The organism is Kitasatospora setae KM-6054 (assembly GCF_000269985.1).
Taxonomy (GTDB): domain Bacteria; phylum Actinomycetota; class Actinomycetes; order Streptomycetales; family Streptomycetaceae; genus Kitasatospora; species Kitasatospora setae.
Genome location: NC_016109.1, coordinates 1,337,997 through 1,361,255, shown reverse-complemented (window position 1 = coordinate 1,361,255; position 23,259 = coordinate 1,337,997). Strand labels below are relative to the sequence as shown.

Below are 23,259 nucleotides of genomic sequence, written 5' to 3'. Positions count from 1 at the left end.
GCGGGCTGCTCCGTCGTGCCCTTCCCGTTCCCCGGAAGGAGACGTCCCCATGGGCCTGTTCGCCCGTTCCCGTACGGCCGCCGTCGCCGTCGTCCTCAGCACCGCCGCCAGCTGCGTGCTGGCCGCCGCCCCGGCCCGGGCCGCCGACGGCCCGGGGGCGGGGGAGCCGTGGGTGGTGTCGGTCGGCGACTCGTACATCTCCGGCGAGGCCGGGCGCTGGGCGGGGAACTCCGACTCGCTGCTGACCAACCCGACCGACACCGGGGCGGACGCCTACTTCGACAACGCCGACCACACCGCGGAGCGGATCCCCGGCTGCCACCGCTCGAAGTCCGCCGAGATCCACCTCGGCGGCGGCGTGCGCAGCGAGAACCTCGCCTGCTCCGGCGCCACCACCGCCACCGACGCCACCGGCGCGGCGTTCAAGCCCGGCATCGACTTCTACCAGGACGCGACCGGCCGCAAGGGGCAGGCGCGGATGCTCCAGGAGTTCGCGGCCGGGCACCGGGTGAAGATGGTCGCGCTGTCCATCGGCGGCAACGACTTCGGCTTCGCCGAGGTCGTGCAGAAGTGCCTGACCACCTTCGTCCTCGGCGTCACCCCGTACTGCAAGAACGACGCCACGGTCACCGGCAAGGTCGCCCCCGCCGAGGTCGCCCGGCTGACCGGCGCGATCGCCGGCGCCATCGACAACATCCACACCGCGATGGCCGGTGCCGGGTACGCCGACGGCGACTACACCATCGTGGTGCAGAACTACCCCGGCCCGATGCGCTCCCCGGCCGCCTCGAACAACCGCTACGGCGAGACCTACGGCCGGCAGACCACCGGCGGCTGCGGCGTCTACAACACCGACATCGACTGGCTCCTCGGCACCTTCCTCACCACCGTCAACAGCACCGTCGCCGCCTCGATCACCAAGGCCGCCACCGACCACCAGGTCACCAACACGAAGGCCCTGAACCTGCGCACCGCCTTCGACGGCCGCACCCTGTGCGAGAAGCCGGTGAACGTCATCGAGAACACCGACCTGGCCACCGGCACCTCGCCCGGCGCCCAGGACAAGCTCGAATGGGTCTCGCAGATCTACACCGCGACCGGCGTCCTCGGCAGCCACCAGCTCCAGGAGGGCCTGCACCCCGACTACTGGGGCCAGCTCGCCCTGCGCAACTGCCTCCGCCGGGCCTACGCCGACGGCACCCCGCAGAGCGGCACCTGCACCCGCGACACCGCCGGCGGCACCGACGCGCAGGGCGAGCCGGCGATGCTGCTCGGCTGATCGGCCGTCAGTCGGCGGGCCGTCCGACCCGATGCCGCCGCTCGGCCGGGCGCTCCCGACCGACGGTTCGAATTCGACCACTATTTGAAATGTCACACCTTGTCGGCCTGGTTACCCGTCAGGAACCATGGAGCCGAACGGGGGAGACGGGGGCGGAACGGGGGACGTGACGGGGCTCGCGGAGCCGGCGCGCAGGCGTCGGCCCCGCGCCGACCCCGTCCCGCCGCCGACCGCTCCCGCAGCCCCACGGAACGACGTCCCCCCACGGCAGGGCGGGCGGCACGAGAGGGACAGGCACACATGCGCAACACCGTCCGGACCCGTACGGCGATGCACCTGCTGGTGCCCGGCGGCCCGGCGCTCCGCACACCGGCGGACCTGGACTACGACACCGCCGACCCGCTCGCCGTCCGCCTCACCTTCCACCCGCCCGGTGACGGCCCCGTCGAGTGGGTCGTCGCCCGCACCCTGCTGCTCGCCGGCCTGAGCGGCCCGGCCGGCGAGGGCGACCTCCGGATCAGCCCCCTCGTCGACGCCGGCCTCGCCGAGGTCGCCCTCACCCTCCGCTCCCCCGAGGGCGAGGCGACCCTCCGTTCACCCGCCCCGCCCCTGCTCGCCTTCCTCGCCCGCACCGGCCGCCTGGTCCCGCTCGGCCGCGAACAGGTCACCGCCGACCTCGACCGCAAACTCGCGGGCATCCTCGCGGCGGGCTGACGGCGGGCGACGGTACAGCCGGTCCGGTCAGTCCGCCGTCGGACCGGTGCCCAGGTGCCAGGCCAGCGCGAGCACCGCCGCGTCGTCGGCGGTGCCGCCCGCGAAGGCGTGGGCCTCCCGCTGGAGGCGGTCCACCACCTCCCGGGGCGGCAGGCCCGCGCAGGCGGCCAGCCGGGCCGGCAGCGGGTAGAAGGCGCCGGAGCCGTCCCGGGCCTCGGACAGGCCGTCGGTGTACAGCAGCAGCGTGTCGCCCGGCTCCAGCCGGGCCACCGGCGGCGGGACGGTTTCGCCCCCGTCCCCGTCCGGCGCGCGCAGCCCCAGCGGGAGCCCCGGCCCGACCGGCAGCTCGGAGACCGCCGCCCCGCGCAGCAGCAGCGGCGCCGGATGCCCGCACGACAGGGCGCGGACACCCCCGTCCGCGCCCGCCTCCAGCAGCAGCGCCGTGACGAAGCACTCCGGATCGGTGAGGTACCGGCGCAGGCTGGTGTCCAGCCGCCCGGCCAGCGCCCCCAGCGACGGCGCGTCCAACACCGCCTCGTGGAACGCCCCCAGCACCACCGCCGCGGTCGCCACCGCGTCCAGCCCCTTGCCGCGCACGTCACCGATCAGCGCCCGCAACCCCGACGGGGTGTCCGCCACCGCGTACAGGTCGCCGCCGATCCGGGCGTGCCGCGCCGCCGCCCGGTACCCCGCCGCGATCGTGTACGGCCCCACCACCGCCGGCACCGGCCGCAGCACCGCCCGCTGCGCCGCCTCCGCCACCGTCGCCACGCTCACCAGCCGGGCCGCCGTCCGTTCCCGCCGCCGCACCACGAAACACGCCAGCGCCGCGATCCCGAAGATCACCAGCGTCGTCCCCACCGCCGCCCCCGTCCGCCCCGGATCCGACAGCGTGAACACCCAGCGGGTCACCGCAGCGACCAGCGCCGACGCGACGATCACCGCCGGACCGAACGCCAGCGCCACCACCGCCGGCACCGCCACCAGCACCGACGGCAGGTGCCAGCGCTCCGTCCCGTACTGCAGCCCCACCACCAGCCCGTACAGCACGACGGCACCCAGCAGCGCCACCGCCCGGGTCACCGGGGCGGAATCCTCCTCACCGTCCTCCGGGCGACCGTCGACGGGCGTACTCCCTGGTTCTCCTGCGGCCTTGCCGCCACGACCCAACACGCCAGACAGTTCACCAGCCGCCCCGCCCGCCCGACCGCTCCGACACGGGCACGGCCGACCGGCCCCCGGCGGCGGTTGCTCCCCCCGGGGGAAACCTTCCGGCAACCGGACCCGCCTGGAGGCGGCCGCCACCGGCAGCGCGCAGGGTAACCGTCAGCACGTCTGTGCCCGTTCCCGCATTCCGTTCCCGCGTTTCGTTCCCACACCTCGTTCCCGCACCCCGATGGAGGAGAACCATGTCCGAAGGACGCCAACTCGCCCAGACCGGCCTCGGCGGCGCCACCCTGTTCGGCGTCGCGCTCACCGAACGCTGGCTCCTGCTGCTGGCCCTCGGCGCCGTGCTCGCCGGCGTGCTGCTGCTGCGGACGGCCTGGCAGCGCGGCCGCGACCTGCGGGGCTGACCCGGGCCGCCCGGCCCGTCCGTTCGCCCCGTTCGCCCCGCTCGCCCCGCCCCGACTGCCCCGAGAGGTCCCGCTTGGCCCGCGTCACACCGGCGAGCGCGCTGCGCCGCCGTACCCTCCTGCTGCTCGGTACGGCGGCCCTGGCGCTCGCCTACCTGGCCGCGCACCACGTCCTGGCGGCCGGCCGGCTGCCCGACGGCGACGCCCCGCCCCTCGCCACCGTGTACGCGCTCGCCTTCGGCTGGTTCCTGCTGCGGACCGTCCTCGCCTACCTGGAACGCCCGTACCGCGCCACCCCCGCCCAGCAGGCCGCGCTCGACCGCGCCCACCTCGCCGCACTCGTCCCCGTCTACAACGAGGACCCCGGCTGGCTGCGCCGCTGCCTCGACTCGCTGCTGCGGCAGACCCGCCCACCGGACTCGATCCACGTCGTCGACGACGGCAGCACCGTCGACTACACCGCCGAACGCGACCGCTTCCGCGCCGCCTGCGCGGCGGCCGGCATCCGCGCCACCTGGCAGCGCACCCCCAATCGCGGCAAACGCGCCGCCCAGAGCGCCGCGAGTGAACAGGCCCCCGAAGCCGACTACTTCCTCACCCTCGACTCCGACGCCGACCTCGACCCCGCCGCCCTGCACGAACTGCTCCAGCCGTTCGCCGACGCCCGGACCCAGTCGGTCGCCGGAGTCGTCCTCGCCGCCAACGCCCGGACCAACACGCTCACCCGCTGCACCGACCTCTACCTGACGACCTGCCAGCTCAACGAACGCTCCTGCCAGTCCGTCCTCGGCTCGGTCCTGGTCAACTCCGGCGCCCTCGCCGCCTACCGGGCACCCGTCCTGCGCGAACACCGCGAGCTCTACCTCACCGAGACCTTCCTCGGCCGCCAAGTCGTCTTCTCCGACGACTCGATGCTCACCCTGTTCGCCAAACTCCGCGGCCGCACCGTCCAACAGCCCACCGCGTTCGCGCTCTCCGCGATGCCCGAGACCCTCGGCCACCACCTGCGCCAACAACTGCGCTGGATGCGCGGCTCCGCCATCCGCACCTGCTGGCGGCTGCGCCACCTCCCGCTGAACGGCTACGCCTTCTGGCTCCAGGCCGCCCACCTCTTCCTCGCCCTCGCCGGCGCCGCCGCCTTCCTCTGGCTCTGCCTGGCCCGCCCCCTCACCCTCGGCCCGGCATCACCCTGGCACCTGCTCGCCGTACCCGTCGCACTCTCCTACGTCGAATGCCTGCGCTACCTCACCGTCCGCCGCCACGACCACACCCCGCGCCAACAACTCGCCACCTTCGCCCTCGCCCCGCTCACCATGCTCTGGGTCCTGGTCGTCCTCCGCGCCCTCCGCTGGTACGGCGCCGCCACCTGCGCCCGCACCGGCTGGGGCACCCGCGGCCGGGTCGAACTGCACACCGCCCCCAGCCCGCCCGCCGGAGAACGGCACAGCCCGGAACACCCGCTCCCGGGCTGACCGCCCCGCCGGACACGCGCTCAGGAACGCCGGACCTTCCGGACGATCAGCCAGATCACCAGGCCGACCACCACGACCACCAGCACCAGCACGATCAGGAAACCGATCAGGCCGCCCTTCGACTTCTTCTTTTTCTTCGCCTTGCTCTTCGCCAACTGCGCGTGCTGCTCCGCCCGCTGCCCGACCGACGCCCGCACCGGCCCGTTTGCCGCAGGCGCCTGCTGCCCGCCCGCGGCCGCCGCCGCGACAGCCGTACGCGGCGCGGCCGCAGCCGCCGTCCCGCTCGCCATCGCGGTCCCGCCACCCACCAGCGCCAGCGCCAGCAGTACCCCCGCCAGACGTGTCCTCATCAGCCCCTGCCCCGTTCCCGCCCGGCCCCGTGGCCCGGCGTCCGGCCCACTGTCGCAGGGCCGGACCGGGCGGCGACAGGGGAACGGGGCGGGCCGTTCCCGGACTGTGACGGTGTAACGGGCGGGGCGGGGGTGGGGCGGTCACTCGAAGTCGAACCAGCTTTCGGCGGCGGCGACTTCGGCGAGGTGCGGGAGGGCGGCGCTTGGCATCTCCTGAGTGGTCAGGAGCCAGTCGCGGGAGTACTCGCCGGGATGGTCGAGGATGTCCCGGCGGAGTTCCGCCAGGGCGACGTGCCGTTCGGGGAAGGTTTCCGGATACCAGCGCTCCGTCTCCCGGACGAGGGGGCGGATCACCGCCCGTACCCGGTCCGGTGCCAGGCCGTCCAGCCGCTCCACCAGCACAGTGGAAATCGACGGGGCCGCGACATCGAATCGGCTCAGCGCGGCCAACTGCTCGGTCGACAGGCGGCGCAGCATTCCGACGCGCTCATCCGGGCGGGAGAGGGCGAGCAGGAGCGTGGTGACGGGGCTCGTCCGGCCGACCGTCTTCGGGGCGTTCTGCGGCCGCGGCCGCTTCCCGAGTAGACGACGGACGATGGTGGAGACCGTTCTGAGCAGGATTCCCGTCTCAACGGAGGGGAGCGCCGTGACGGCCTGGTCGAGCAGGTCCAGCAGCCCGATCGACACGAGCGGATCCCCGGCGATGACCAGGGCGAGCGCCCAGGTGGCGCGCGAGAGTGGATCGCGGTGCCGGTCGAACTGCTCGGCCCACCATTCCGGTGCGTTCCGGTGCCGGTCCAGGTGGTGGATCAGGGCGCGGTAGTCGGTTCGCGGGCCGAAGGGCTCCGTACGCGGGGCGCCGGGTGCGGGGGAGGGGCCCAGAACGGCGGCGATCACCGCTGCTTCGGCGGCGAGCCAGCACGGCCCGAAGACACTGCCGAGAGCCTGAGCCAGATCGCCCCAGTTCGGCTGTCCCTTCGGCGGGATCGCCGACCGCACGGCCGCAAGGCGTTCGTCCCGATCGACCAGCCGCTGCCAGGGCCGCTCCGGCTTGCTGCGGGAGATCGGCAATGCCCCGAACGAGAAGTGAGGCAGCAGCACTCGCAGCAGGTCTGTGGCCGTATTGGCTCCCTCCGGGATCGAAGCGGTTTGATGGCCGGCGAGCACGGCGCGGACCATCAGTGCTTCGATCGCCGAACCCTCGGCCGCGTACAGGCCCGCACTCATGGCCTCACTGGCTGCCGCCAGATCGCCGGAGGACAGCAGGGGGAGATCCCCGATCGGACGGGGGTTATCCACTCCGGAATAGGCGCCCAAGTACAGCCATCGCTTCTCGTCGTCACCTCCCGCGGCAGCCCGCAACCGGTCGGACCACCAGTCCTCGAAATCACTGCTCGCGGTCAGATGCCAGGAGGCGAAGAGGGCGCGGCTGCCCGCCAGGAGCGCGTACGGGTCCTGTTCCACGGCCTCCAGAAGAGCCCGGGACAGCTCCCGGCCACCCCGGTCCGGGGGGATCATCGGCAGGTCAGGGCCCAAGTGAAGCTGGGCGTCGAGGAGGCAGAAGCCCAGATCGTCGAGGAACAGGTCGACGACACGCCGCTGGACCCGGGGGCGGGCGCTGAACACGCCGTCGGCGAGCAGGGAGCAGGCGAGCATGAGCGCCTGGAGCGGGGTCTCGGAGGTCTCCTTCTCCTCCGCCAACACGTCGGCCAGGCCGGCGAGTTCGTTGGGCCGCGCGAATCCCGCGTAGAAGCGCGCGACCTCGGACCAGTACGGCCGCCGGACCAGCTCGCGCAGGACCTGACCGGAGTCGAAGTCGCGCCGGTCCGCGCCGGCGAACGCGGACAGGAAGCGGGCGGCGAAGTACTCGCGCATCGGCTGGATGTCGAACTCGAAGGTGCCCTGCACCTTGCTGGTGAGGGCCCAGACCCGCTCGGTGACGGCGGTGAACAGGGTGTCGATGTCGACGTGCGGCTTTTCGGTGTCGACCAGGTAGTGCTGGATGGTGCGTTGCAGCTTCTTCCAGGCCATCCGCCCGTCGGCGCCCTGCCGTTCGGCGTCCGCCTGGAGCCGCCAGCCGAGGAAGGCGGTGATCTCCTCCAAGTCCGCCCGGTGGTCGGCGACTTGGGGGCTCTTCTCGGCCTCGCGGTCGAGGAAGGTCTCCAGGTAGGAGGTGTAGAGCTCGGTCCGGGTGGTGGGCACCGAGACGCCGCGCCGGTGCAGCAGGTGCAGCAGGATGGTCAACTGCATCGGGTTGTCGGCGAGTTGGCTGATGTGCGGCTCGGCCGAGCGCTGCTGGAAGACGGCCTCCAGTTCGCGGCGGTCGCGCTCGCTGACGGCGCGGGCGGTGGCCCACTTCTGCAGGTAGGCTGCGCGTAGCTCCGGGCGCAGCCGGCTCAGTTCGATGGTCTCGAACAGCTCGCCGGAGGGCTCGGCCAGGCCGGCCGCGTTGGGGCGGGTGGTCAGCAGGATCTGCGGCGCCGGGACGTCGCGCGGCAGGCGGGAGCAGAAGTCCTCGATCTGCTTGACGGCCGTGCTGCGCACCTCCGGTCGTGCCACCTCGTCCAGACCGTCGAGGACCAGCAGGAACGGGGAGCGGGCGAGGAGGCGGCCGACGGTGGGGACGTCGACCGGATGGCCGCCGCTGAGGGCGCGCAGCAGGTAGGCCAGGAAGCCCTCCAGGGAGCGGGTGGGCTCAAATTGCGGCTGGGCGCGCAGCGGGTCCTCGCCCTCCAGCCAGGCCGCGTAGTCCCGGAGGTCGACCCGCAGCGGGACCCGCCTGGCCGCGCCGGGCGGCAGGGTGGCCAGCCCGGGGGCCGACCGGTCGAGCAGGGCGGCCCGGTGGACCTGGCAGAGGTACTGGCCGAGCGTCGACTTGCCCTGCCCGGGGGCGCCGCGGACCAGCGCGAAGGGCTGCGCCGGATTCATCAAGTAGGCGGCCGCACCGCCGAGTTTGTCGTTCTCTTCGAGAGGGCGGTACGACCCCAGGCGGACCGCCTCGACGTCGACGAACAGGTCGACCAGGTCGTGCGAGGTCAGTTCGGCCTGCTTGAACTTGACCTTGGAGTCCTCCTCCCACTGTGTGGCGACCGCCTTCCGGATCAACTCCCGCAGTGCGGAGTCCGGTTGGTCGTCCACGCGCAGGGAGCGGAGCAGGTCGTGGCCGGACAGCATGGCGGAGTACGACCACTTGAGCTCGTCGGGCGCGGCGTCCAGTCGGGCGTCCAGGTCGGAGCGCCACCACACCGTCATGGGGATGCCGAACTCCGCCGAGTAGCGGGCGAGTTCGGTGTCGAGGCGGTCGATCGTGCCGCGGCCGGGGACGGCGGTGCCGGAGACCGAGGTGAGCAGGTGGTAGGCGGTCGCGCCCTCCGCGACCAGGCGGCTGATGTTGGCCCGCTCCTCGCGGACGGCTGCGGTCAGCCAGCGGACCGGGTCCTGGAGCGGCTTGCCGGTCCACTTCACCTGGTAGACGGCCGACTTGCCGTCCGGGAGGGGGAGGAGGGCGTCGCGGCCGCCGTCGCTGTGGCCGACGGGGAAGCAGCGGATGCCGGGGAGGGCGTGGGCGAGCAGGGCGCAGCAGAGTTCCTGGAAGGGCTTCTCGCCGAGCTGCTCGTACCGGTACTTGCCTGTCAGCTCGGCCATTCGTCCCTCCGCGCCCACCCCTTGGAGCCATCGACCCTAGCCGAAGCGTCGGACAGTCGGGTCGATGGCTCCGCGGCGGGGCTGGGGGATCAGCCCTCGGGGGTGACGGGGGTGACGGGGGTGAGGGCCGGGGGCCAGTCGGGGAGGAGGTCCGCCGTCTGCGGGGCGTAGAGGCGGAGGGTGACGGTGAAGGTGCCGGAGGTGGGGATGGGGAGCCAGTTGGCGGCCTGCATCGCCGGGTCGGCGGGGGCCTCGGCCTGGACGTGGAGGGTGGTGGCGCCGTCGGTGCCGGTGAGGGGGGTGGCGAAGTGGCCGATGGCGTAGATGTCTTCGGGGTTGTCGACCAGGAAGCTGGCGGAGTTGTAGGCGGTGAGCGACCAGAAGGCGTTCACCGGCGGGAGTTGGCCGGCCGGGAAGGTGAGGGTGTACGCGAGGGGGGTGCCGTCGCCGTCGGTGGCGGCGTTGCCGGTCATCGGGTAGAGGGCGTCCTGCGGGAGGTTGGCGCCGAGGCCGATGCTGGCGACGTACGCGCGCTGCGGGTAGTCGGTGCCGTAGGTGCCGATGCCGGTGGTCATGAAGGTCCAGCCGTTGACCGGGGTGGGCCCCTGGTGGTGCTCGATGGCGTCGAGGCCGGCGGCCTTGGCGAGGTCGAGGGTCTCGGCGTCGGGGAGGCGGTCGGCGTCGTACGGGTGGAGGCCGAGTTCGGCGAGCAGGGCGGAGGTGCGGTCGTCCGGCGGGTCGAGGGGGGTGTGGGTCAGCAGGGCGGCGAGTTCGTCGAAGAACTCGGGGCCGGTGAGCCGGGTGATCGCCTCGGAGGGCGGGGTGGTGGGCAGGGTCGGGTCGTAGCTGCCGGCGGGGGGTGTGTAGTCGCCGCCGTCGGCCCAGACGTCCAGCGGGAGCAGGCGCATCTGGTCCTGGTAGCCGGTGACGGTCTGCACCTCGGCGTCGCTGGTGTCGTGCAGTTCGATCCGGCCGATCAGCCAGACGGTGTCCGTCGGGAACGCCACCTGCTGGAGGCCGTCCGGGAGTTCGCCCTGCCAGCCGGGGCCGGTCAGTGCGTACGAGTAGACCTGGACGTCCTGGGTCGGGTCGAGGTTCGGGGCGGTGAGCGGGGTGATGCTGCTGGGGGACTGCTCGCTGGTGTTGGACCAGGCGTCCATCAGCTGCATCAGCCAGTAGCGGCCCTCGTCCATGACCGGGACCTCCAGCACCAGCGGCCCGGCGGACAGGTCGATCCAGGCCTGGGTGTAGAGCGTGTCCAGGTTGGGCCGGACCACGTCCTTCATCTCGGGCGTCGGCAGCGTGGTGTGCTGACAGAACTGGTTGACCGGGGCCTGGGTCGCGTTGGGCTGCTCGGTGTTGGTCTGCAGCCGGCGGGTCAGCTCCATCATGATCAGCGCGTAGCCGAAGACGTAGGCGTCGGTGGCCTCGGCGAGCTGCGAACGCTGGGTCGGGTCGTTGGTCAAGTCCTCGCCCTTTCAGATGGGTTGGTGTTCCGACGCTAACGAGCGGGGACGGGCGGCCACAGCGGTGGATCAAGCCGTTGTGAAGGACGTGCACAAATGGACGATCTGATTCCGTTCTTCCCCGCCAGTCACAGTGATCACGGCCGCGGGGCCGCGCGGCGGACGTATCCGCTGGTCGGGGGAGGAGGGCGGGTGGGGGAGCGGCGCGCCCCGGGGGCGGGCGGTGGCGTGATCAAGACCATCGCCACCCGGGCGGGGGATGGGAGATGACGCATCGCCGGTCGAAGGGTGCGGCCGGATCGGCGGGCGCAGGGCTGTCGGGTCCTTGGCGGGAAGGTATGAATGGTGGTTCACTTCTTTCATGGCCTACCGCAAGACCCCAGCCGAAATCCGCCGGCTCGACACCGCCAGGGAGCGCCTGGTCGCCCGGGCCACCGAGGTGGTCGCCGAAGTGGGCTGGGCCCAGACCTCCGTCACGGCCGTCGCCGACGCCGCCGGCATCGCCGCCGGCTCCGTCTACCAGCACTTCCCCTCCAAGGCCGCGCTCGCCGTCGAGGTCTTCCGGCGCGCCGCCGGACGCGAGGTCGAGGTGCTCGGCGAGGTGCTGCACGGCCCCGGCGACCCGCTCGAACGGCTCGCCCGCGGCGTCCGGGTGTTCGCCCGCCGCGCCCTGGACAACCGCGGCCTCGCCTACGCCCTGCTCGCCGCCCCCGCCGAACCCGCCGTCGGCGCCGAACGCCTCGCCTTCCGCCGCCGCTACCGCGCGCTGTTCGCCGAAGTCGTCCGCGAAGGCGTCGCCACCGGCCGACTCCCCGCGCAGAACGACGAGATCACCGCCGCCGCGCTCACCGGCGCGATCGGCGAAGTCCTGGTCGACCCGCTCGGCACCCCCGCCGACGACGGCACCGACGACCTGCTCGCCGACCTCACCGCCCTCGCCCTGCGCTGCGCCGGCGCCCCGACGCCCTGAGCGCCGCATCGCCGTCCTGAGCACCCCGCCCCGACACCCTCCGGAGCCCCCGTGACCGCCAGCCACCCCACCGCCACCACCCACCACGTCACCAACCAGGCGCCGCCGCTGACCGGGCACGACGTTGCCGCCGACCCCGTCCTGCTGGAGGGGCTCGACCGTGAGGGCGCCGGCTGGCACCGCGCGGAACTCCACCGCCTCGGCCGCCTCGCGGGCAGCGAACAGGCCCAGCAGTGGGCCGACCAGGCCAACCGGCACGAACCCGAACTGCGCACCCACGACCGCTACGGCAACCGCGTCGACGAGGTCGAGTTCCACCCCGCCTACCACCACCTGATGGACCTCTCGGTCGGCGCCGGCCTGGCCGGCGCCGCCTGGGCCGACCCCCGCCCCGGCGCCCACGTCGCCCGGGCGGCCGGCTTCATGGTCGCCACCACCCTCGAACCCGGCCACCTCTGCCCGGTCTCCATGACGTACGCGGTCGTCCCCGCCCTCCGCCACGCGCCCGAACTCGCCGCCGCCTACGAGCCGTTGCTCACCAGTCGGACGTACGACCCCGGGCTGCGCGCGCCCGCCGGCAAGCGCGGGCTGCTGGCCGGGATGGGGATGACCGAGAAGCAGGGCGGCAGCGACGTCCGCGCCAACACCACCGCCGCCGTCCGACAGGCCGACGGCAGTTGGCGGTTGCGCGGCCACAAGTGGTTCACCAGCGCGCCGATGAACGACCTGTTCCTGGTCCTCGCGCAGGCGCCCGGCGGCCTGTCCTGCTTCCTGGTCCCCCGGGTGCTGCCCGACGGCAGCCGCAACACCTTCCGGATCCAGCGCCTCAAGGACAAGCTCGGCAACCGCTCCAACGCCAGCAGCGAACCGGAGTTCGACGACACCGCGGCCTGGCTGGTCGGCGCCGAGGGCAAGGGCGTGCGCACCATCATCGAGATGGTCACCATGACCAGGCTCGACTGCGTCCTGGGCTCCGCCGCCGGCACCCGCGCCGCCCTCGCCCAGGCCGCCCACCACGCCCGCCACCGGGCCGCGTTCGGCGCGCTGCTGATCGACCAGCCGCTGATGCGCAACGTCCTCGCCGACCTCGCGCTCGAATCCGAGGCCGCCACCACCCTCGCCCTCCGGCTGGCCGGCGCCGCCGACCGCGCCCAGCACGGCGACACCGGCGAGAAGGCCCTGCTGCGGATCGCCACCGCCGTCGCCAAGTACTGGGTCTGCAAGCGCCAACCCGCCGCCGTCGCCGAGGCGTTGGAGTGCCTCGGCGGCAACGGCTACGACGAGGCGTCCGGCCTGCCCCGGCTCTACCGGGAAGCCCCCCTCAACAGCATCTGGGAAGGCTCCGGCAACGTCACCGCCCTCGACCTGCAACGCGCCCTCGTCCGCGAACCCGAGACCCTCGACGCCCTCGCCGCCGAGATCGACCTCGCGGCCGGCGCCGACCCCCGCCTCGACGCCGCCTGGCACGCCCTGCGCGCCGAACTCCGCCCCACCCCGGACGCCCCGCTCCGCGCCCGTCGGGTCATCGAGCGCACCGCCCTCGTCCTCCAGGCCGCCCTGCTGGTCCGGCACGCCCCCGCCCCCGTCGCCGACGCCTTCTGCGCCTCCCGCCTCGCCGGCGACCACGGCCTCGCCTTCGGCACCCTCGCCCCCGGCACCGACTTCACCGCCCTGCTCGACCGGCTGCCGCAGTCCTGAACTCCCTTGCCGGGAAGGGGTGTTCAGCGCTTCACCCGGGAGCGGACGGCGAGCGCGGCCAGGCCGAGGAGGACCGGCTCGCCGAGGCGGGAGGCCATTTCGATCACGGTGCCGGGGAGGGTGAGGTTCTGGCCGCTGGAGCGGAAGACCACCGAGCCGACCACTACCGCCAGGGCGCCCTTCTCGGGCCGGTCAGGACTCCGGCTGGACGACGGCCAGGCCCCAGTGCGCGTCCTGGTCGGTGGTGCGGACGCTGACCCCGTAGTTGCCGGCCTGCTCGGGCGGGACGGTGGCGGTGCCGGTCGCGGTGCCGCCGGCCGGGCAGGCGACGGTGAAGCTGGTGGGGGCGGCCGTGCCGGAGGTCTGGGGGGTGAAGACGACGCGGGCCTCGGCGGGGGCGGCCGCGCCCCGGCAGGCGACGGTGACGGTGGCGGGCCGCCCGCCCGGGTTGCCGCCGCCGCTGACGGCGCCGCCGTTGCCGATCCAGTCGGGGATCCAGAGCAGCGCGTCGGCCCGGCCGGTGTTGGGGAGGATCTCGCCGTCGCCGGCCCGGCCGATCACGTCGGACACCGGGTCGTGCGCCCCGGCGCTCACCGAGCTGCCGCAGCCGGTGGCGGCGAAGGCCGCGACGGCGAGGCCGACGGCGAAGGTGCCGGCGCCGGGCCGGGCCAGGTTGGCGCGCTGCATGGTGGGTCCCCTCCCCGGTGGCCGGACCCGGTCGGACCGACGCGTACGAACTGTGCCGTTCGGGGCAGAGGCTACCGCCCGCGCCCGGCCGGACGGAAGGCGGGCCCGGCCGGAGGGTGCTCCCCCGGCCGGACCCGCGCCGGACCCGCGCCGGACCCGTGCCGGCGTCAGCCGAGCGTGCGGCAGACCGTCCCGTTCAGGCGGAAGACCGTCGGGTTCGGGTTGGCGCCGTCGTTGCCGCCGACGAAGCCGAAGTCCGCGGTGGTGCCGCCGCGCGGGGCGAGGTGCGCGTTGGAGGTGCCGTTGGTGACCCGGACGTGCTGACCGGTGGCGGAGACGTCCGCGTTCCACCAGGAGTTGACGGACTGTCCGGCGGAGGGCCAGTCGAAGTCCAGCGTCCAGCCGTCGAGGTCGGCGGGGCCGGTGTTGGTGACGGTGACGGCGGCGACGAAGCCGTTGCCCCAGCCGGTGGTGACCCGGTACGAGACGGTGCAGGTGCTGTCGTTCGGGGTGCCGGTGGTGAAGGTCAGCGGGACGGACGGGCGGGAGAGGTGCCCGGCCTGGTCGCGGGCCAGCACGTTGACGGTGTGCCGGGAGCCGGGCGGCAGGTTGTGGAGGGTCGCGGAGGTGCCGGTGGACGAGCCGAGCAGCTGCACGGTGGTGCCGAGCTGCTCGTACACCTCGTAGCGGTCCACCGCGCCGCTCGCGGCCGGCCAGCTCAGGGTGGCGGTGTCGGCGCCCACGGCGGTGGTGCGCGGGGTGCCGGGGGTGCCGGTGGTGGCGGCGGACGAGCCGGTGCCGGGCTTGGGGCGCACGGTCAGCACGGTGATCGAGTACGGGGGCAGGGTCGCGGAGGCGGCGCTCGCGGTGCCGGTCGCGTCGACCAGGCCGTCGTCGCCGGGCGCCCAGCGCCGCACGGCCGGGGCGGCGCCGTCCGGGGTGAAGTCCCGGTAGGCCAGGCCGACGGTGCGGGCGGCGGTGGAGCTCCGGTTCAGCAGCAGCACGCCGAGGCTGCCGTCGGCGCGCAGCACCGCGTGCGAGGAGACGTCGGGGGAGGAGGAGGCGGAGGCCAGCAGGGTGTCGCCGGGGCGGCCGAGCGCGCCGACCGCCTGGAGGCCGTGGTAGGGGGCGAACGGGGTGTTCACGGCCGGTTCGCAGACGCCGCCGGTGCAGGAGCCGTTCGACAGCAGGCCCAGGTCGCCGTAGTCGGTCTCGCCGTTGACGGTGGTGATCGGGCCGGCGCCGTTGTGGGTGTCCCACCAGTCGACGGTGAAGACGCCGTTCTCCAGCGCGGTGCTCACCGCCTCCGCCGCGAACAGGCCGTTCGGGCGGCTGGTCAGCGCGCCGTCGCCGGACTCGGCGTTGACCTCGGTCATCGCGATCCCGATCCGGGCCGAGTCGGCGCCCGCGTACCGGTCCAGCAGGTCGCGCACCTCGCGCAGCTCGCCGGGCAGTCGGCGCACCGCGGCCAGCGACCGGTCGCCGCCGCCCGCGTTCGGGTACCAGTGCACGCTGACGAAGTCGACGTCGTGCGCGACGGCCGCCAGCACGGTGTGGTTCCAGTCGCCGCCGTCACCGGCCCCGACGATGCCGTCCGGCCAGTTGCCCGGCATGGTCAGCACCGCGCCGATCTTCACCGTCGGGTCGACGGCCTTCATCGCCGCCGCGTACGCCTTGACCTCCCGGGCGTACTGGCCGGGCGACTTGTCGGCGTGGGTGTCGTTCTCCCAGCCGCTGCCGTACCCGCCGTTGCCGTAGATCTCGTTTCCGACCTCCCAGTACTTCGCCCCGTAACCCTTGGTCACGTTGGCGTACCGCACCCAGTCGGCGGCCTCCTGGGCCGTTCCCGACCCGTAGTTGGCGATCAGGATCGGCGTCGCGCCGGACGCCTTCACCGTCCCCATGAAGGCGTCGAACCCGGTGCCGGGCGCGACGTAGCCGCCCGGCGCGGTGTTGTCGACCCAGTGGTAGAGGTCCGCGTACGAGCCGCCCGGGTAGCGCAGCGCGCCGATCCCGGCCGCCCGGTACAGCGACACCACCTGCGGGTCGTTCATGTACGAGTCCCAGATCGCGGTGTTGACGCCGAGCGCGGCCGGGTCGAGGGTGCCCAGGCCCGCGTCGGCGTTGACCGTGACGGCGGCGTCGGGCGTAGCGGGCGCGGTGTCGGCGACGGCGGCGGGCGCGGCGGTCAGCGGCAGCGCGGCGGCGGCCAGGGCCAGCAGGGCCGCGGCGGCCGCGGCCGTCCTGCCGCGCGGGCGGGCGCGGAAGCGGAACAGCATCGGGGTCGTTCCTCCCGGGTGGGGGCGGCCGACCCGGGCCGGAGGGCGCGCCACGGGCCGGACGGTGGACGGGGAACTGTGCGGGTGGGGCGGCCCCCGGCATGAATGGGAGCGCTCCCATCGTGGGAGGGTCTCCCGGAGGTGTCAATCGCCCGGCCCCGCACCCGCCCGCGAACCCCGAGGTCGGACCGGCTCCGCGGGCCGCCCGCCCGCTGAAACGTTCGCGCCCGCCGGGGCGGCTATGATCGGTCAGCGCACGAACGGGTGAACGGGCGATCCACGGACTGGCGATCGACGGAAGGCGGTGGCGGCATGGTACTCGGAGTGGCCGTCCTGGCCGGCGCCGCCCTGCTCGCCTGCCTGCTGCTCTCCACCGCCCTCGCCTTCCTCGCCTCCGGCTCCCCCCTCAAACGGGCGGCCAAGGGCGGCGCGGCCGGCTGCGGGCTCCTGCTGTTCCCGCTCGCCGTCCTCGCCGCCCCGCTGTTCGTCCCGCTCGTCGCGTACGTGCTGGACCTGGGGGGCTGAACGCCCGCGGGCACTCAGCAGCCGCCGCCGGGCGAGCAGGATCCGCCCGCCGAGGGGGCGCCGAGGGTGATGAGCCGCGGGGTCGCGGGGATGGCGCAGCAGCCGTCGCCCCGGTCGGCGGCGGGCTCGTCGTAGCGTCCGGCGCCGCCGCAGACGCCCGTTTCGGGGAGGGTGAGTTCGACCCGGGCGGCGGCCTCGTGGTCGCCGGCCAGGGCGGCGGCCACCGAGCGGACCTGCTCGTAGCCGGTCAGGGCGAGGAAGGTCGGGGCGCGGCCGTAGGACTTCATGCCGACCAGGTGGACGTCCTGTTCGGGGTGGGCCAACTCCCGTGCGCCGTGCGGGTAGACGGTGCCGCAGGAGTGCTGGTTCGGGTCGATCAGCGGGGCGAGCGCGACCGGCGCCTGGAGGCGGTCGTCCAGGGCGAGGCGCAGTTCGGTGAGGAAGGACAGGTCGGGGCGCAGGCCGGTCAGCGCGATGACCTCGTCCAACTCCTCGGCCCGGGTGCCGTCTTCGGCGACGAGGGCGAGGCGGCCGTCGGCGGCCCGTTCGACGGCGGCGGTGCGGAAGCCGGTCAGCGCTTCGGCGTGGCCGCCGTCGACGGCGGCCTTGGCAGCCAGGCCCAGCGCGCCGCGGGCGGGCAGCTGGTCGGCGGCGCCGCCGCCGTAGGTGGAGCCGGTCAGGCCCCGGCGCAGCACCCACACCGCGTGCGTGCCGGGCTCCTCCTCGGCCAGGTCGGCGAGGGCGGCGAGCGCGGTGAACGCGGAGGCACCGGTGCCGGCCACGGCGGTGCGCTTCCCGGCGTACCGGGCCCGGACGGCGGGGTCGCGCAGGTCGGGGACCCGGTACGAGATCCGGTCGGCGGCGGCGCGTTCGCCGAGCGCGGGCAGGCCGTTCGCGCCCAGCGGGTTCGGGGTGGACCAGGTGCCGGAGGCGTCGACCACGGCACGCGCCGGCAGGCGCTCCTCGCGGCCGTCCGGGTGCTCGACGTGGACGGTGAAGGGCTGCCGCTCGCGGTCGGCGTCGACGATCCGGTCCCGTCCGGCGCGGGCGACCCCGGTGACCCGGGCGCCGTAGCGGACGCGCCCGCCGAGGGCGTCGGCGAGCGGCCGCAGGTACCGCTCGACCCAGTCGCCGCCGGTCGGGTAGCCGGCGCCGTCCGGGCGGGTCCAGCCGGTGGGGGTGAGCAGCCGCTCGGCGGCGGCGTCGACCAGCTCGGCCCACGGGGAGAACAGTCGCACGTGCGACCAGTCGCGCACGGCGGTGGCGGCCGACGGCCCGGCCTCCAGGACGAGCGGTTCGAGGCCGCGCTCCAGCAGGTGGGCGGCGGCGGCCAGGCCGATCGGGCCGGCGCCGATGACGAGGACGGGCAGGTCGGTTCGGTCGGAGGTCATGGCGGTGCTCTCCCTCGCGCGCTGCGGTGCGGTGGCGGCCGCGGCTCGATTGATTCGATGAACGTCGATGTGCTGTCGGGGTCGACCTTGCCTCCTGTATCGATGGATGTCAACATAGACGCATGTCGAATTCGAGGGTGGAACTGCCGGTGCTCGCGCCGGAGGTCGTCCCGTGCTGCCCGCCGCTGACCTCGGCGGAACTCTCCGAGGCGGACGCGGTGCGGATGGCCGCGATGTTCAAGGCGCTCGGCGACCCGGTGCGGCTGCGCCTCTTCTCGAAGGTCGCCGCGCACCCGGGCGGCGAGGCGTGCGTCTGCGACATCCAGGACGTCGGCGTCTCCCAGCCGACCGTCTCGCACCACCTGAAGAAGCTCCGCGAAGCCGGCCTGCTCGCCTCCGAACGGCGCGGCACCTGGGTCTACTACCGCGTCGACCCGTCCGTCCTCGCGGGCCTGTCCCACCTGCTCGACCTCGACCGCTGACCCGTCCCGTCGGCCCCAGCGCGAGGTGGCGTCCGCGTCGCCCGCGTCGACCGGACCGAACGACGGCTCCGGCCCGACCCCCGGTCGGGCGGGGCCCTCGTCGTTTGCGGGAGCTCGCGGCGCGGGGACGGCGAAGCCCCACCCCTTGACGTGCAAGCGGCGGGGCCCGTGGGGTGTTCGGTGAGGCTCAGACCTCGCCGAACTCGCCTGCGGCGGCGGTGACGAAGGCCGACCAGGCGGCGGTCGGGAACAGCAGGACGGCGCCCATCGGGTCCTTGGAGTCCCGAACGGGCATGACGGCGGCGTGGGCGCCGAGCGCCGCCTCGACGCAGTTGCCCCCGTTGCCGCTGCGACTGCTCTTCACCCACTGGACGCCGTGCAGGTCAATCGTGGAGGGCAATCAGGCAATGGGGAAACGCTCATGACGACCAACCGGCAAAAGACGGCGGGAACGCCTGCTGATGGGGCGGGCGTCGGGGGGCGCCGGCCCGGTGGGAGGTGCGGGATGACGCTCCGGGTCTACCGGGTCGGTGCCGACGGCTCTCGCGAGGAGTACCCGAGCTTCCTGTCGAAGGACCGGAGGCTCCCCACCCCTTCCTCCTCCTTGTCCGGCCTGTGGCCGGCCTGCCGGTGCCCCGCGCGCGAGACAACGGGGTGACGGGCGGCGTGCGGTGGCCCCTCCGTGGCGGCGGGAAGCGTTCGGTTGGGCGCATGGGTGATCAATTCTCAGGCAAGGGGCGGAAGTTGGAGAAGCATGGTCTGTGCGGTCAGGTGTTGCCACCGCAGAGCGGGGGCCCGGCCCGGTACGTGATCGGCGACCACTCGTACCGGAGTGTCGGCGTTTCAGTGCTGGTGGTCTGCGAGGACCCTGCGGGAGTTGGCCGGGTCGGACAGTGTGCCGACGCATTCGCTGGGGCCGGGCTGGGTGGAGGAGGGTGCCGGGGACGCGCACGACGTGTGCGACGGCGGGGCGGTGGCCTCCGAGGTGGTCTTCACGCATCCGGGCACCTCTCGGGCGGGGTGCTTCTGCTGCTCAGGGGCGGATCCGCAGATCAGCGCGCAGGGGGTAGGGTCCGTCGCTGTCTCTTTCCCCGTTCCCGTTCTTCTCCCCGTCCCCGGTCGAAGTCGAAGGAGCCCTTCGTGTCCGTCCCGGTTTTCCGGCCCGCCCCGATGCTGCCCGAGCATGCCGAGCAGGTGCTCGCGATCTACCGGGCGGGCATCGAGGAGGGGAACGCCACCTTCGAGACCGAGGCCCCGGAGTGGGCGGCCTTCGACGCGGCCCGGCTGCCCGGGCACCGGTACGTCGTTCTCGGCCCGGACGCGACGGTGTCGGGCTGGATCGCGGCGAGCGCGGTCTCCGCCCGGCCCGCCTACGCCGGGGTGGTCGAGCACTCCGTCTACGTCCACCCCGACCACCGCGGCCGGGGCATCGCGGGCGTCCTGCTGGCGCACCTGATCGACTCGACCGAGGAGGCGGGGATCTGGACGATCCAGTCCTCGGTCTTCCCGGAGAACACGGCCAGCCTCGCCCTGCACGCCGCCGCCGGGTTCCGTGTCGTCGGCACCCGCGAACGCGTCGCCCGCCACCGCGGTGTCTGGCGCGACACCGTCCTGATCGAACGCCGCAGCCCGCTGGTCTCCTGAGCCGGGTTCAGGCGGTGCGGCGGAGGGTGGCTGCGAGCTGGTCGACGGCGGTGCGGGCGGTGCGGCCGACGCCGGTCAGGGTGGCCGAGGCGGGGCCGGTCCAGTCGCCGTAGCCGAGCAGGTGGATCCGCGGGTCGGCGAGGACCCGTGTGCCGTCGGTGGGGACGCGGCCGGTGCGGTCGCGCAGGCCGAGGCCGCGCAGTGGGCCGAGGTCGGGGCGGAAGCCGGTGCACCAGACGATGGCGTCGCAGGGCCACCGCTCGTCGTCCTCCCACACCGCGCCTCCGGCGTCGAGGCGGTGGAACATCGGGTGCGCGGTGAGCCGTCCGGCGTCGCGGGCGGCCCGGACCGGCGGGACGGCGACCAGGTCGCCGAGGTCGCCGAGGCGCGGCCCGTCGCCCCGGACGTGGCGGGAGGCGAGGTCGAACAGGGCGCGGCCGTCGACCTCGTCCGGCAGGAAGCGCGGCGGTCGCCGGGTCACCCAGCGGACGGCCGCCGTTCCGGTCAGGTCGGCGGCGATCTGCGCGCCGGAGTTGCCGCCGCCGACCACCAGCACCCGCTGCCCGGCGAAGTCGGCGGCGCTCCGGTAGTCGCGGGAGTGCAGCTGGCGGCCGGTGAAGTCGCGCAGGCCGGGGACGGCGGGGACGAACGGCCGCCGCCGGCTGCCGGTGGCCATGATCAGCGCCCGGGCGTGCCAGTCGCCGGAGTCGGTACGGGCCGACAACAGGCCGCCGCCGTCCGGGCGTTCGACGTGCTCGACGCGTTCGACGCGTTCCACCCGGACGGGGCGCAGGACGGGCAGCTCGTAGCGCTGCTCGTACTCGGCGAGGTAGGCCGCCGTGTGGGCGGCGTCCGGCTGGTCGTGTCCGGGCTGCCGGGGCATCGGGCGCCCGGGGAGGGAGGAGTGGGCGGCGGGGGAGAACAGCCGCAGGGTGTCCCAGTGGTGCCGCCAGGCCCCGCCGGGCGCGGGCGCGGCGTCCAGGATCCGGAAGTCCAGTCCGGCGCGCCGCAGGTAGTAGCCGGCGGCGAGTCCGGCCTGTCCGCCGCCGACCACCAGCACCTCCGTGCGCCGGCCGGTCACGGGCGCACCCCGGCGGTGCGGAAGCGCTCGCGCCAGGCGAGCGAGACGTACACCAGGGCGATCAGCACCGGGACTTCGATCAGCGGGCCGACGACGCCCGCCAGGGCCTGGCCGGAGGTGACGCCGAAGGTGCCGATGGCCACGGCGATGGCGAGTTCGAAGTTGTTGCCGGCGGCGGTGAAGGCGAGGGTGGCGGTGCGGTCGTAGGTCAGGCCCAGGCCCTTGCCGAGGGCGAAGGTGCCGAACCACATGAGGGCGAAGTAGGCGAGCAGCGGCAGGGCGATCCGGGCGACGTCCAGCGGCTGGGAGGTGATCGTCTTCCCCTGGAGGGCGAAGAGGACCACGATGGTGAACAGCAGGCCGTACAGCGCCCAGGGGCCGATCTTCGGGAGCAGGTTGTTCTCGTAGCGTTCCCGGCCGAGCTTCTTCTCGCCGAGGCGGCGGGTGAGGAATCCGGCGACCAGCGGGATGCCGAGGAAGACGACGACGTTGAGGGCGATCCTCCCCATGGAGACGTTCAGGTGCTCGCCCTCGCCCAGGCCCAGCCAGCCCGGCAGCAGGTCGAGGTAGAACCAGCCCAGCACGCCGAACATGACGACCTGGAACACGGAGTTGAGCGCGACCAGGACGGCGGCGGCCTCGCGGTCGCCGCACGCCAGGTCGTTCCAGATGATCACCATGGCGATGCAGCGGGCCAGGCCGACGATGATCAGGCCGGTGCGGTACGCGGGCAGGTCGGCCAGGAAGATCCAGGCGAGGGCGAACATCACCGCGGGCCCGACGACCCAGTTGACCACCAGCGAGGAGGCCATCAGCCTGCGGTCGCCGGTGACGGTGTCGAGCCGGTCGTAGCGGACCTTCGCCAGCACCGGGTACATCATCACCAGCAGGCCGAGCGCGATCGGCAGCGAGATCCCGCCGACCTCCACCTTCACCAGCGCGTCGTTCAGCCCGGGGACCAGGCGGCCCAGCCCGAGGCCGAGGGCCATCGCGACGAGGATCCACACCGCGAGGTAGCGGTCGACGAAGGACAGCTTCCCGGCGACCGACGCCGCGGCCTCGGCGGGTCTGGTCTCGGGGGCGGGGGCGGTGCCGGGCATCAGCAGGACCTCTTGGTGTCGGCGTTCGCGCGGGCGGTGGCGGCGAGGTCGGCGAACCGCGCGGACAGCGACTCCAGCACCTCCGGGCGCAGCCGGTAGTAGGTGAAGCGCCCGCACGGCTCGGTGTCCACCACCCCGGCGTCCCGCAGCACCTTGAGGTGGTTGGAGAGGTTGGTCTGCCGGGCACCGGTCTCCTCCACCAGGTGCGTGGTGCACAGGGTCTCGCGGGCCAGCAGCGTCACGATCTGCAGCCGGAGGGGGTCGGACAGCACGCGCATCAACTCAGTGTCGACTGACATCACCATGGGCTGATACTTTCACATCAGCCGGGGCTGACACCAGCGGCAGCTGACACGTCCTGCGGTCGCTGCCGCCTGCCCGCCTCCGCCCGCCGCGGACAGCGCCGTCCGCGGGCACGGGGCCCCGGCCAGGATGCCCGAGACCGAACGAAGGACCACCTGCTGATGACCGCCACGCCGCTCGCCTCCGTGCTGTTCGTCTGCGTGCACAACGCCGGCCGCTCCCAGATGGCCGCCGGCTTCCTGGCCCACCTCGCCGGTGACCGCGTCGAGGTCCGCTCCGCCGGGTCCGCGCCCGGCCGCGAGGTCAACCCGGCGGCCGTCGCCGCGATGGCCGAAGTCGGCGTCGACCTCTCCGCGCAGCGGCCGAAGCTCCTCACCGCCGAGGCCGTGCAAGCCTCCGACTACGTCATCACCATGGGCTGCGGCGACGCCTGCCCGTTCTTCCCCGGCAGGCACTACCGCGACTGGCCGCTCGACGACCCGGCCGGCCAGGGCGTCGAGGCCGTCCGCCCGATCCGCGACGCGATCCGCGCCCGCGTCGAAGCGCTGATCGCGGAGATCGACGCCGCCGCGCCGTCGGCGGGCTGAGGGCACGCGCCG

At 74.0% G+C, this 23,259-nt stretch carries 22 protein-coding genes; 10 read left to right on the top strand and 12 right to left on the bottom strand.

Annotated features, from left to right (window positions below; genetic code table 11):
- Positions 1-49 precede the first annotated feature (49 nt).
- The gene (locus KSE_RS45645) at positions 50-1,279 is read left to right on the top strand and encodes an SGNH/GDSL hydrolase family protein (protein WP_014134377.1); all 1,230 of its coding nucleotides are present in this window, start codon (positions 50-52) and stop codon (positions 1,277-1,279) included.
- 300 nt (positions 1,280-1,579) lie between these two features.
- Positions 1,580-1,993 carry an SsgA family sporulation/cell division regulator gene (locus tag KSE_RS05955; protein ID WP_014134376.1) on the top strand — a complete coding sequence of 138 codons (414 nt, stop codon included), beginning with the start codon at positions 1,580-1,582 and terminating at the stop codon, positions 1,991-1,993.
- Positions 1,994-2,020: 27 nt separating this feature from the next.
- On the opposite strand, the gene KSE_RS43565 is transcribed toward KSE_RS05955, so the two are convergent.
- A complete protein-coding gene (locus KSE_RS43565) occupies positions 2,021-3,076 on the bottom strand; it encodes a PP2C family protein-serine/threonine phosphatase (protein ID WP_014134375.1) in 1,056 nt (351 codons plus the stop codon).
- A gap of 326 nt (positions 3,077-3,402) precedes the next feature.
- Between KSE_RS43565 and KSE_RS42720 the strand changes: the two genes are divergently transcribed.
- Positions 3,403-3,567, top strand: coding sequence for a hypothetical protein (locus KSE_RS42720; RefSeq protein ID WP_014134374.1), 165 nt, complete (start codon positions 3,403-3,405; stop codon positions 3,565-3,567).
- 74 nt (positions 3,568-3,641) lie between these two features.
- Positions 3,642-5,039: a glycosyltransferase gene (locus KSE_RS05945; RefSeq protein WP_014134373.1), complete on the top strand. Its 1,398-nt coding sequence runs from the start codon at positions 3,642-3,644 to the stop codon at positions 5,037-5,039.
- 20 nt (positions 5,040-5,059) lie between these two features.
- On the opposite strand, the gene KSE_RS41975 is transcribed toward KSE_RS05945, so the two are convergent.
- The 3 genes from KSE_RS41975 to KSE_RS05935 all read right to left on the bottom strand — a co-directional run bounded on the left by KSE_RS41975 (position 5,060) and on the right by KSE_RS05935 (position 10,500).
- Positions 5,060-5,389: a hypothetical protein gene (locus KSE_RS41975; RefSeq protein WP_148283066.1), complete on the bottom strand. Its 330-nt coding sequence runs from the start codon at positions 5,387-5,389 to the stop codon at positions 5,060-5,062.
- Between the two features lie 141 nt (positions 5,390-5,530).
- Entirely contained in the window at positions 5,531-9,034 is a 3,504-nt protein-coding gene (locus tag KSE_RS05940) for an NACHT domain-containing protein (protein ID WP_014134371.1), read from the bottom strand.
- An 89-nt stretch (positions 9,035-9,123) separates the two neighbouring features.
- The gene (locus tag KSE_RS05935; RefSeq protein ID WP_014134370.1) at positions 9,124-10,500 is read right to left on the bottom strand and encodes a DUF1254 domain-containing protein; all 1,377 of its coding nucleotides are present in this window, start codon (positions 10,498-10,500) and stop codon (positions 9,124-9,126) included.
- Positions 10,501-10,861: 361 nt separating this feature from the next.
- On the opposite strand from KSE_RS05935, the gene KSE_RS05930 reads away from it, so the two are divergent.
- Positions 10,862-11,470 carry a TetR/AcrR family transcriptional regulator gene (locus KSE_RS05930; protein ID WP_014134369.1) on the top strand — a complete coding sequence of 203 codons (609 nt, stop codon included), beginning with the start codon at positions 10,862-10,864 and terminating at the stop codon, positions 11,468-11,470.
- Positions 11,471-11,521: 51 nt separating this feature from the next.
- Positions 11,522-13,168 carry an acyl-CoA dehydrogenase family protein gene (locus KSE_RS05925; RefSeq protein ID WP_014134368.1) on the top strand — a complete coding sequence of 549 codons (1,647 nt, stop codon included), beginning with the start codon at positions 11,522-11,524 and terminating at the stop codon, positions 13,166-13,168.
- Between the two features lie 23 nt (positions 13,169-13,191).
- Here the strand turns inward: KSE_RS05925 and KSE_RS42715 are convergent, their stop codons facing one another.
- The 3 genes from KSE_RS42715 to KSE_RS45640 all read right to left on the bottom strand — a co-directional run bounded on the left by KSE_RS42715 (position 13,192) and on the right by KSE_RS45640 (position 16,134).
- Complete coding sequence (locus KSE_RS42715) at positions 13,192-13,332, bottom strand: hypothetical protein (protein ID WP_014134367.1); 141 nt, start codon at positions 13,330-13,332, stop codon at positions 13,192-13,194.
- 28 nt (positions 13,333-13,360) lie between these two features.
- Positions 13,361-13,855 carry a hypothetical protein gene (locus KSE_RS38155; protein WP_014134366.1) on the bottom strand — a complete coding sequence of 165 codons (495 nt, stop codon included), beginning with the start codon at positions 13,853-13,855 and terminating at the stop codon, positions 13,361-13,363.
- Between the two features lie 167 nt (positions 13,856-14,022).
- The gene (locus tag KSE_RS45640) at positions 14,023-16,134 is read right to left on the bottom strand and encodes a cellulose binding domain-containing protein (protein WP_014134365.1); all 2,112 of its coding nucleotides are present in this window, start codon (positions 16,132-16,134) and stop codon (positions 14,023-14,025) included.
- Positions 16,135-16,446: 312 nt separating this feature from the next.
- Between KSE_RS45640 and KSE_RS05910 the strand changes: the two genes are divergently transcribed.
- Positions 16,447-16,659 carry a hypothetical protein gene (locus KSE_RS05910; protein WP_014134364.1) on the top strand — a complete coding sequence of 71 codons (213 nt, stop codon included), beginning with the start codon at positions 16,447-16,449 and terminating at the stop codon, positions 16,657-16,659.
- 14 nt (positions 16,660-16,673) lie between these two features.
- Here KSE_RS05910 and KSE_RS05905 read toward each other — a convergent pair whose 3' ends face one another.
- Positions 16,674-18,050 (bottom strand): NAD(P)-binding domain-containing protein, encoded by a 1,377-nt coding sequence (locus tag KSE_RS05905; protein ID WP_014134363.1) that lies wholly within the window; start codon positions 18,048-18,050, stop codon positions 16,674-16,676.
- 122 nt (positions 18,051-18,172) lie between these two features.
- Here KSE_RS05905 and KSE_RS05900 point away from each other — a divergent pair, with 122 nt between their 5' ends.
- Positions 18,173-18,532 carry an ArsR/SmtB family transcription factor gene (locus KSE_RS05900; protein WP_014134362.1) on the top strand — a complete coding sequence of 120 codons (360 nt, stop codon included), beginning with the start codon at positions 18,173-18,175 and terminating at the stop codon, positions 18,530-18,532.
- 187 nt (positions 18,533-18,719) lie between these two features.
- On the opposite strand, the gene KSE_RS05895 is transcribed toward KSE_RS05900, so the two are convergent.
- The gene (locus KSE_RS05895; protein WP_014134361.1) at positions 18,720-18,932 is read right to left on the bottom strand and encodes a DUF397 domain-containing protein; all 213 of its coding nucleotides are present in this window, start codon (positions 18,930-18,932) and stop codon (positions 18,720-18,722) included.
- A gap of 770 nt (positions 18,933-19,702) precedes the next feature.
- Between KSE_RS05895 and KSE_RS05890 the strand changes: the two genes are divergently transcribed.
- Entirely contained in the window at positions 19,703-20,176 is a 474-nt protein-coding gene (locus tag KSE_RS05890) for a GNAT family N-acetyltransferase (RefSeq protein ID WP_051055706.1), read from the top strand.
- 7 nt (positions 20,177-20,183) lie between these two features.
- Here the strand turns inward: KSE_RS05890 and KSE_RS05885 are convergent, their stop codons facing one another.
- Genes KSE_RS05885 through KSE_RS05875 form a run of 3 tightly spaced genes read right to left on the bottom strand, consistent with a single transcriptional unit; the run spans position 20,184 to position 22,662 of the window.
- Complete coding sequence (locus tag KSE_RS05885; RefSeq protein ID WP_014134359.1) at positions 20,184-21,257, bottom strand: ArsO family NAD(P)H-dependent flavin-containing monooxygenase; 1,074 nt, start codon at positions 21,255-21,257, stop codon at positions 20,184-20,186.
- Positions 21,254-22,357, bottom strand: a complete 1,104-nt coding sequence (arsB, locus tag KSE_RS05880) for an ACR3 family arsenite efflux transporter (protein ID WP_014134358.1) — start codon at positions 22,355-22,357, stop codon at positions 21,254-21,256. The genes KSE_RS05885 and arsB overlap by 4 nt, the downstream gene beginning before the upstream one ends.
- Positions 22,357-22,662 (bottom strand): ArsR/SmtB family transcription factor, encoded by a 306-nt coding sequence (locus tag KSE_RS05875; protein ID WP_014134357.1) that lies wholly within the window; start codon positions 22,660-22,662, stop codon positions 22,357-22,359. The genes arsB and KSE_RS05875 overlap by 1 nt, the downstream gene beginning before the upstream one ends.
- A 159-nt stretch (positions 22,663-22,821) precedes the next feature.
- Here KSE_RS05875 and KSE_RS05870 point away from each other — a divergent pair, with 159 nt between their 5' ends.
- Entirely contained in the window at positions 22,822-23,247 is a 426-nt protein-coding gene (locus tag KSE_RS05870) for an arsenate reductase ArsC (RefSeq protein ID WP_014134356.1), read from the top strand.
- Positions 23,248-23,259: the final 12 nt, after the last annotated feature.

Bases quoted from the DNA above. Each gene is read 5' to 3' on its own strand.
- KSE_RS45645 (WP_014134377.1), top strand. From the start codon at position 50: ATGGGCCTGTTCGCCCGTTCCCGTACGGCCGCCGTCGCCGTCGTCCTC.
- KSE_RS05955 (WP_014134376.1), top strand. From the start codon at position 1,580: ATGCGCAACACCGTCCGGACCCGTACGGCGATGCACCTGCTGGTGCCC.
- KSE_RS42720 (WP_014134374.1), top strand. From the start codon at position 3,403: ATGTCCGAAGGACGCCAACTCGCCCAGACCGGCCTCGGCGGCGCCACC.
- KSE_RS41975 (WP_148283066.1), bottom strand. From the start codon at position 5,389: ATGAGGACACGTCTGGCGGGGGTACTGCTGGCGCTGGCGCTGGTGGGT.
- KSE_RS05940 (WP_014134371.1), bottom strand. From the start codon at position 9,034: ATGGCCGAGCTGACAGGCAAGTACCGGTACGAGCAGCTCGGCGAGAAG.
- KSE_RS05930 (WP_014134369.1), top strand. From the start codon at position 10,862: ATGGCCTACCGCAAGACCCCAGCCGAAATCCGCCGGCTCGACACCGCC.
- KSE_RS38155 (WP_014134366.1), bottom strand. From the start codon at position 13,855: ATGCAGCGCGCCAACCTGGCCCGGCCCGGCGCCGGCACCTTCGCCGTC.
- KSE_RS45640 (WP_014134365.1), bottom strand. From the start codon at position 16,134: ATGCTGTTCCGCTTCCGCGCCCGCCCGCGCGGCAGGACGGCCGCGGCC.
- KSE_RS05910 (WP_014134364.1), top strand. From the start codon at position 16,447: ATGGTACTCGGAGTGGCCGTCCTGGCCGGCGCCGCCCTGCTCGCCTGC.
- KSE_RS05905 (WP_014134363.1), bottom strand. From the start codon at position 18,050: ATGACCTCCGACCGAACCGACCTGCCCGTCCTCGTCATCGGCGCCGGC.
- KSE_RS05900 (WP_014134362.1), top strand. From the start codon at position 18,173: ATGTCGAATTCGAGGGTGGAACTGCCGGTGCTCGCGCCGGAGGTCGTC.
- KSE_RS05890 (WP_051055706.1), top strand. From the start codon at position 19,703: ATGCTGCCCGAGCATGCCGAGCAGGTGCTCGCGATCTACCGGGCGGGC.
- arsB (WP_014134358.1), bottom strand. From the start codon at position 22,357: ATGCCCGGCACCGCCCCCGCCCCCGAGACCAGACCCGCCGAGGCCGCG.
- KSE_RS05875 (WP_014134357.1), bottom strand. From the start codon at position 22,662: ATGGTGATGTCAGTCGACACTGAGTTGATGCGCGTGCTGTCCGACCCC.
- KSE_RS05870 (WP_014134356.1), top strand. From the start codon at position 22,822: ATGACCGCCACGCCGCTCGCCTCCGTGCTGTTCGTCTGCGTGCACAAC.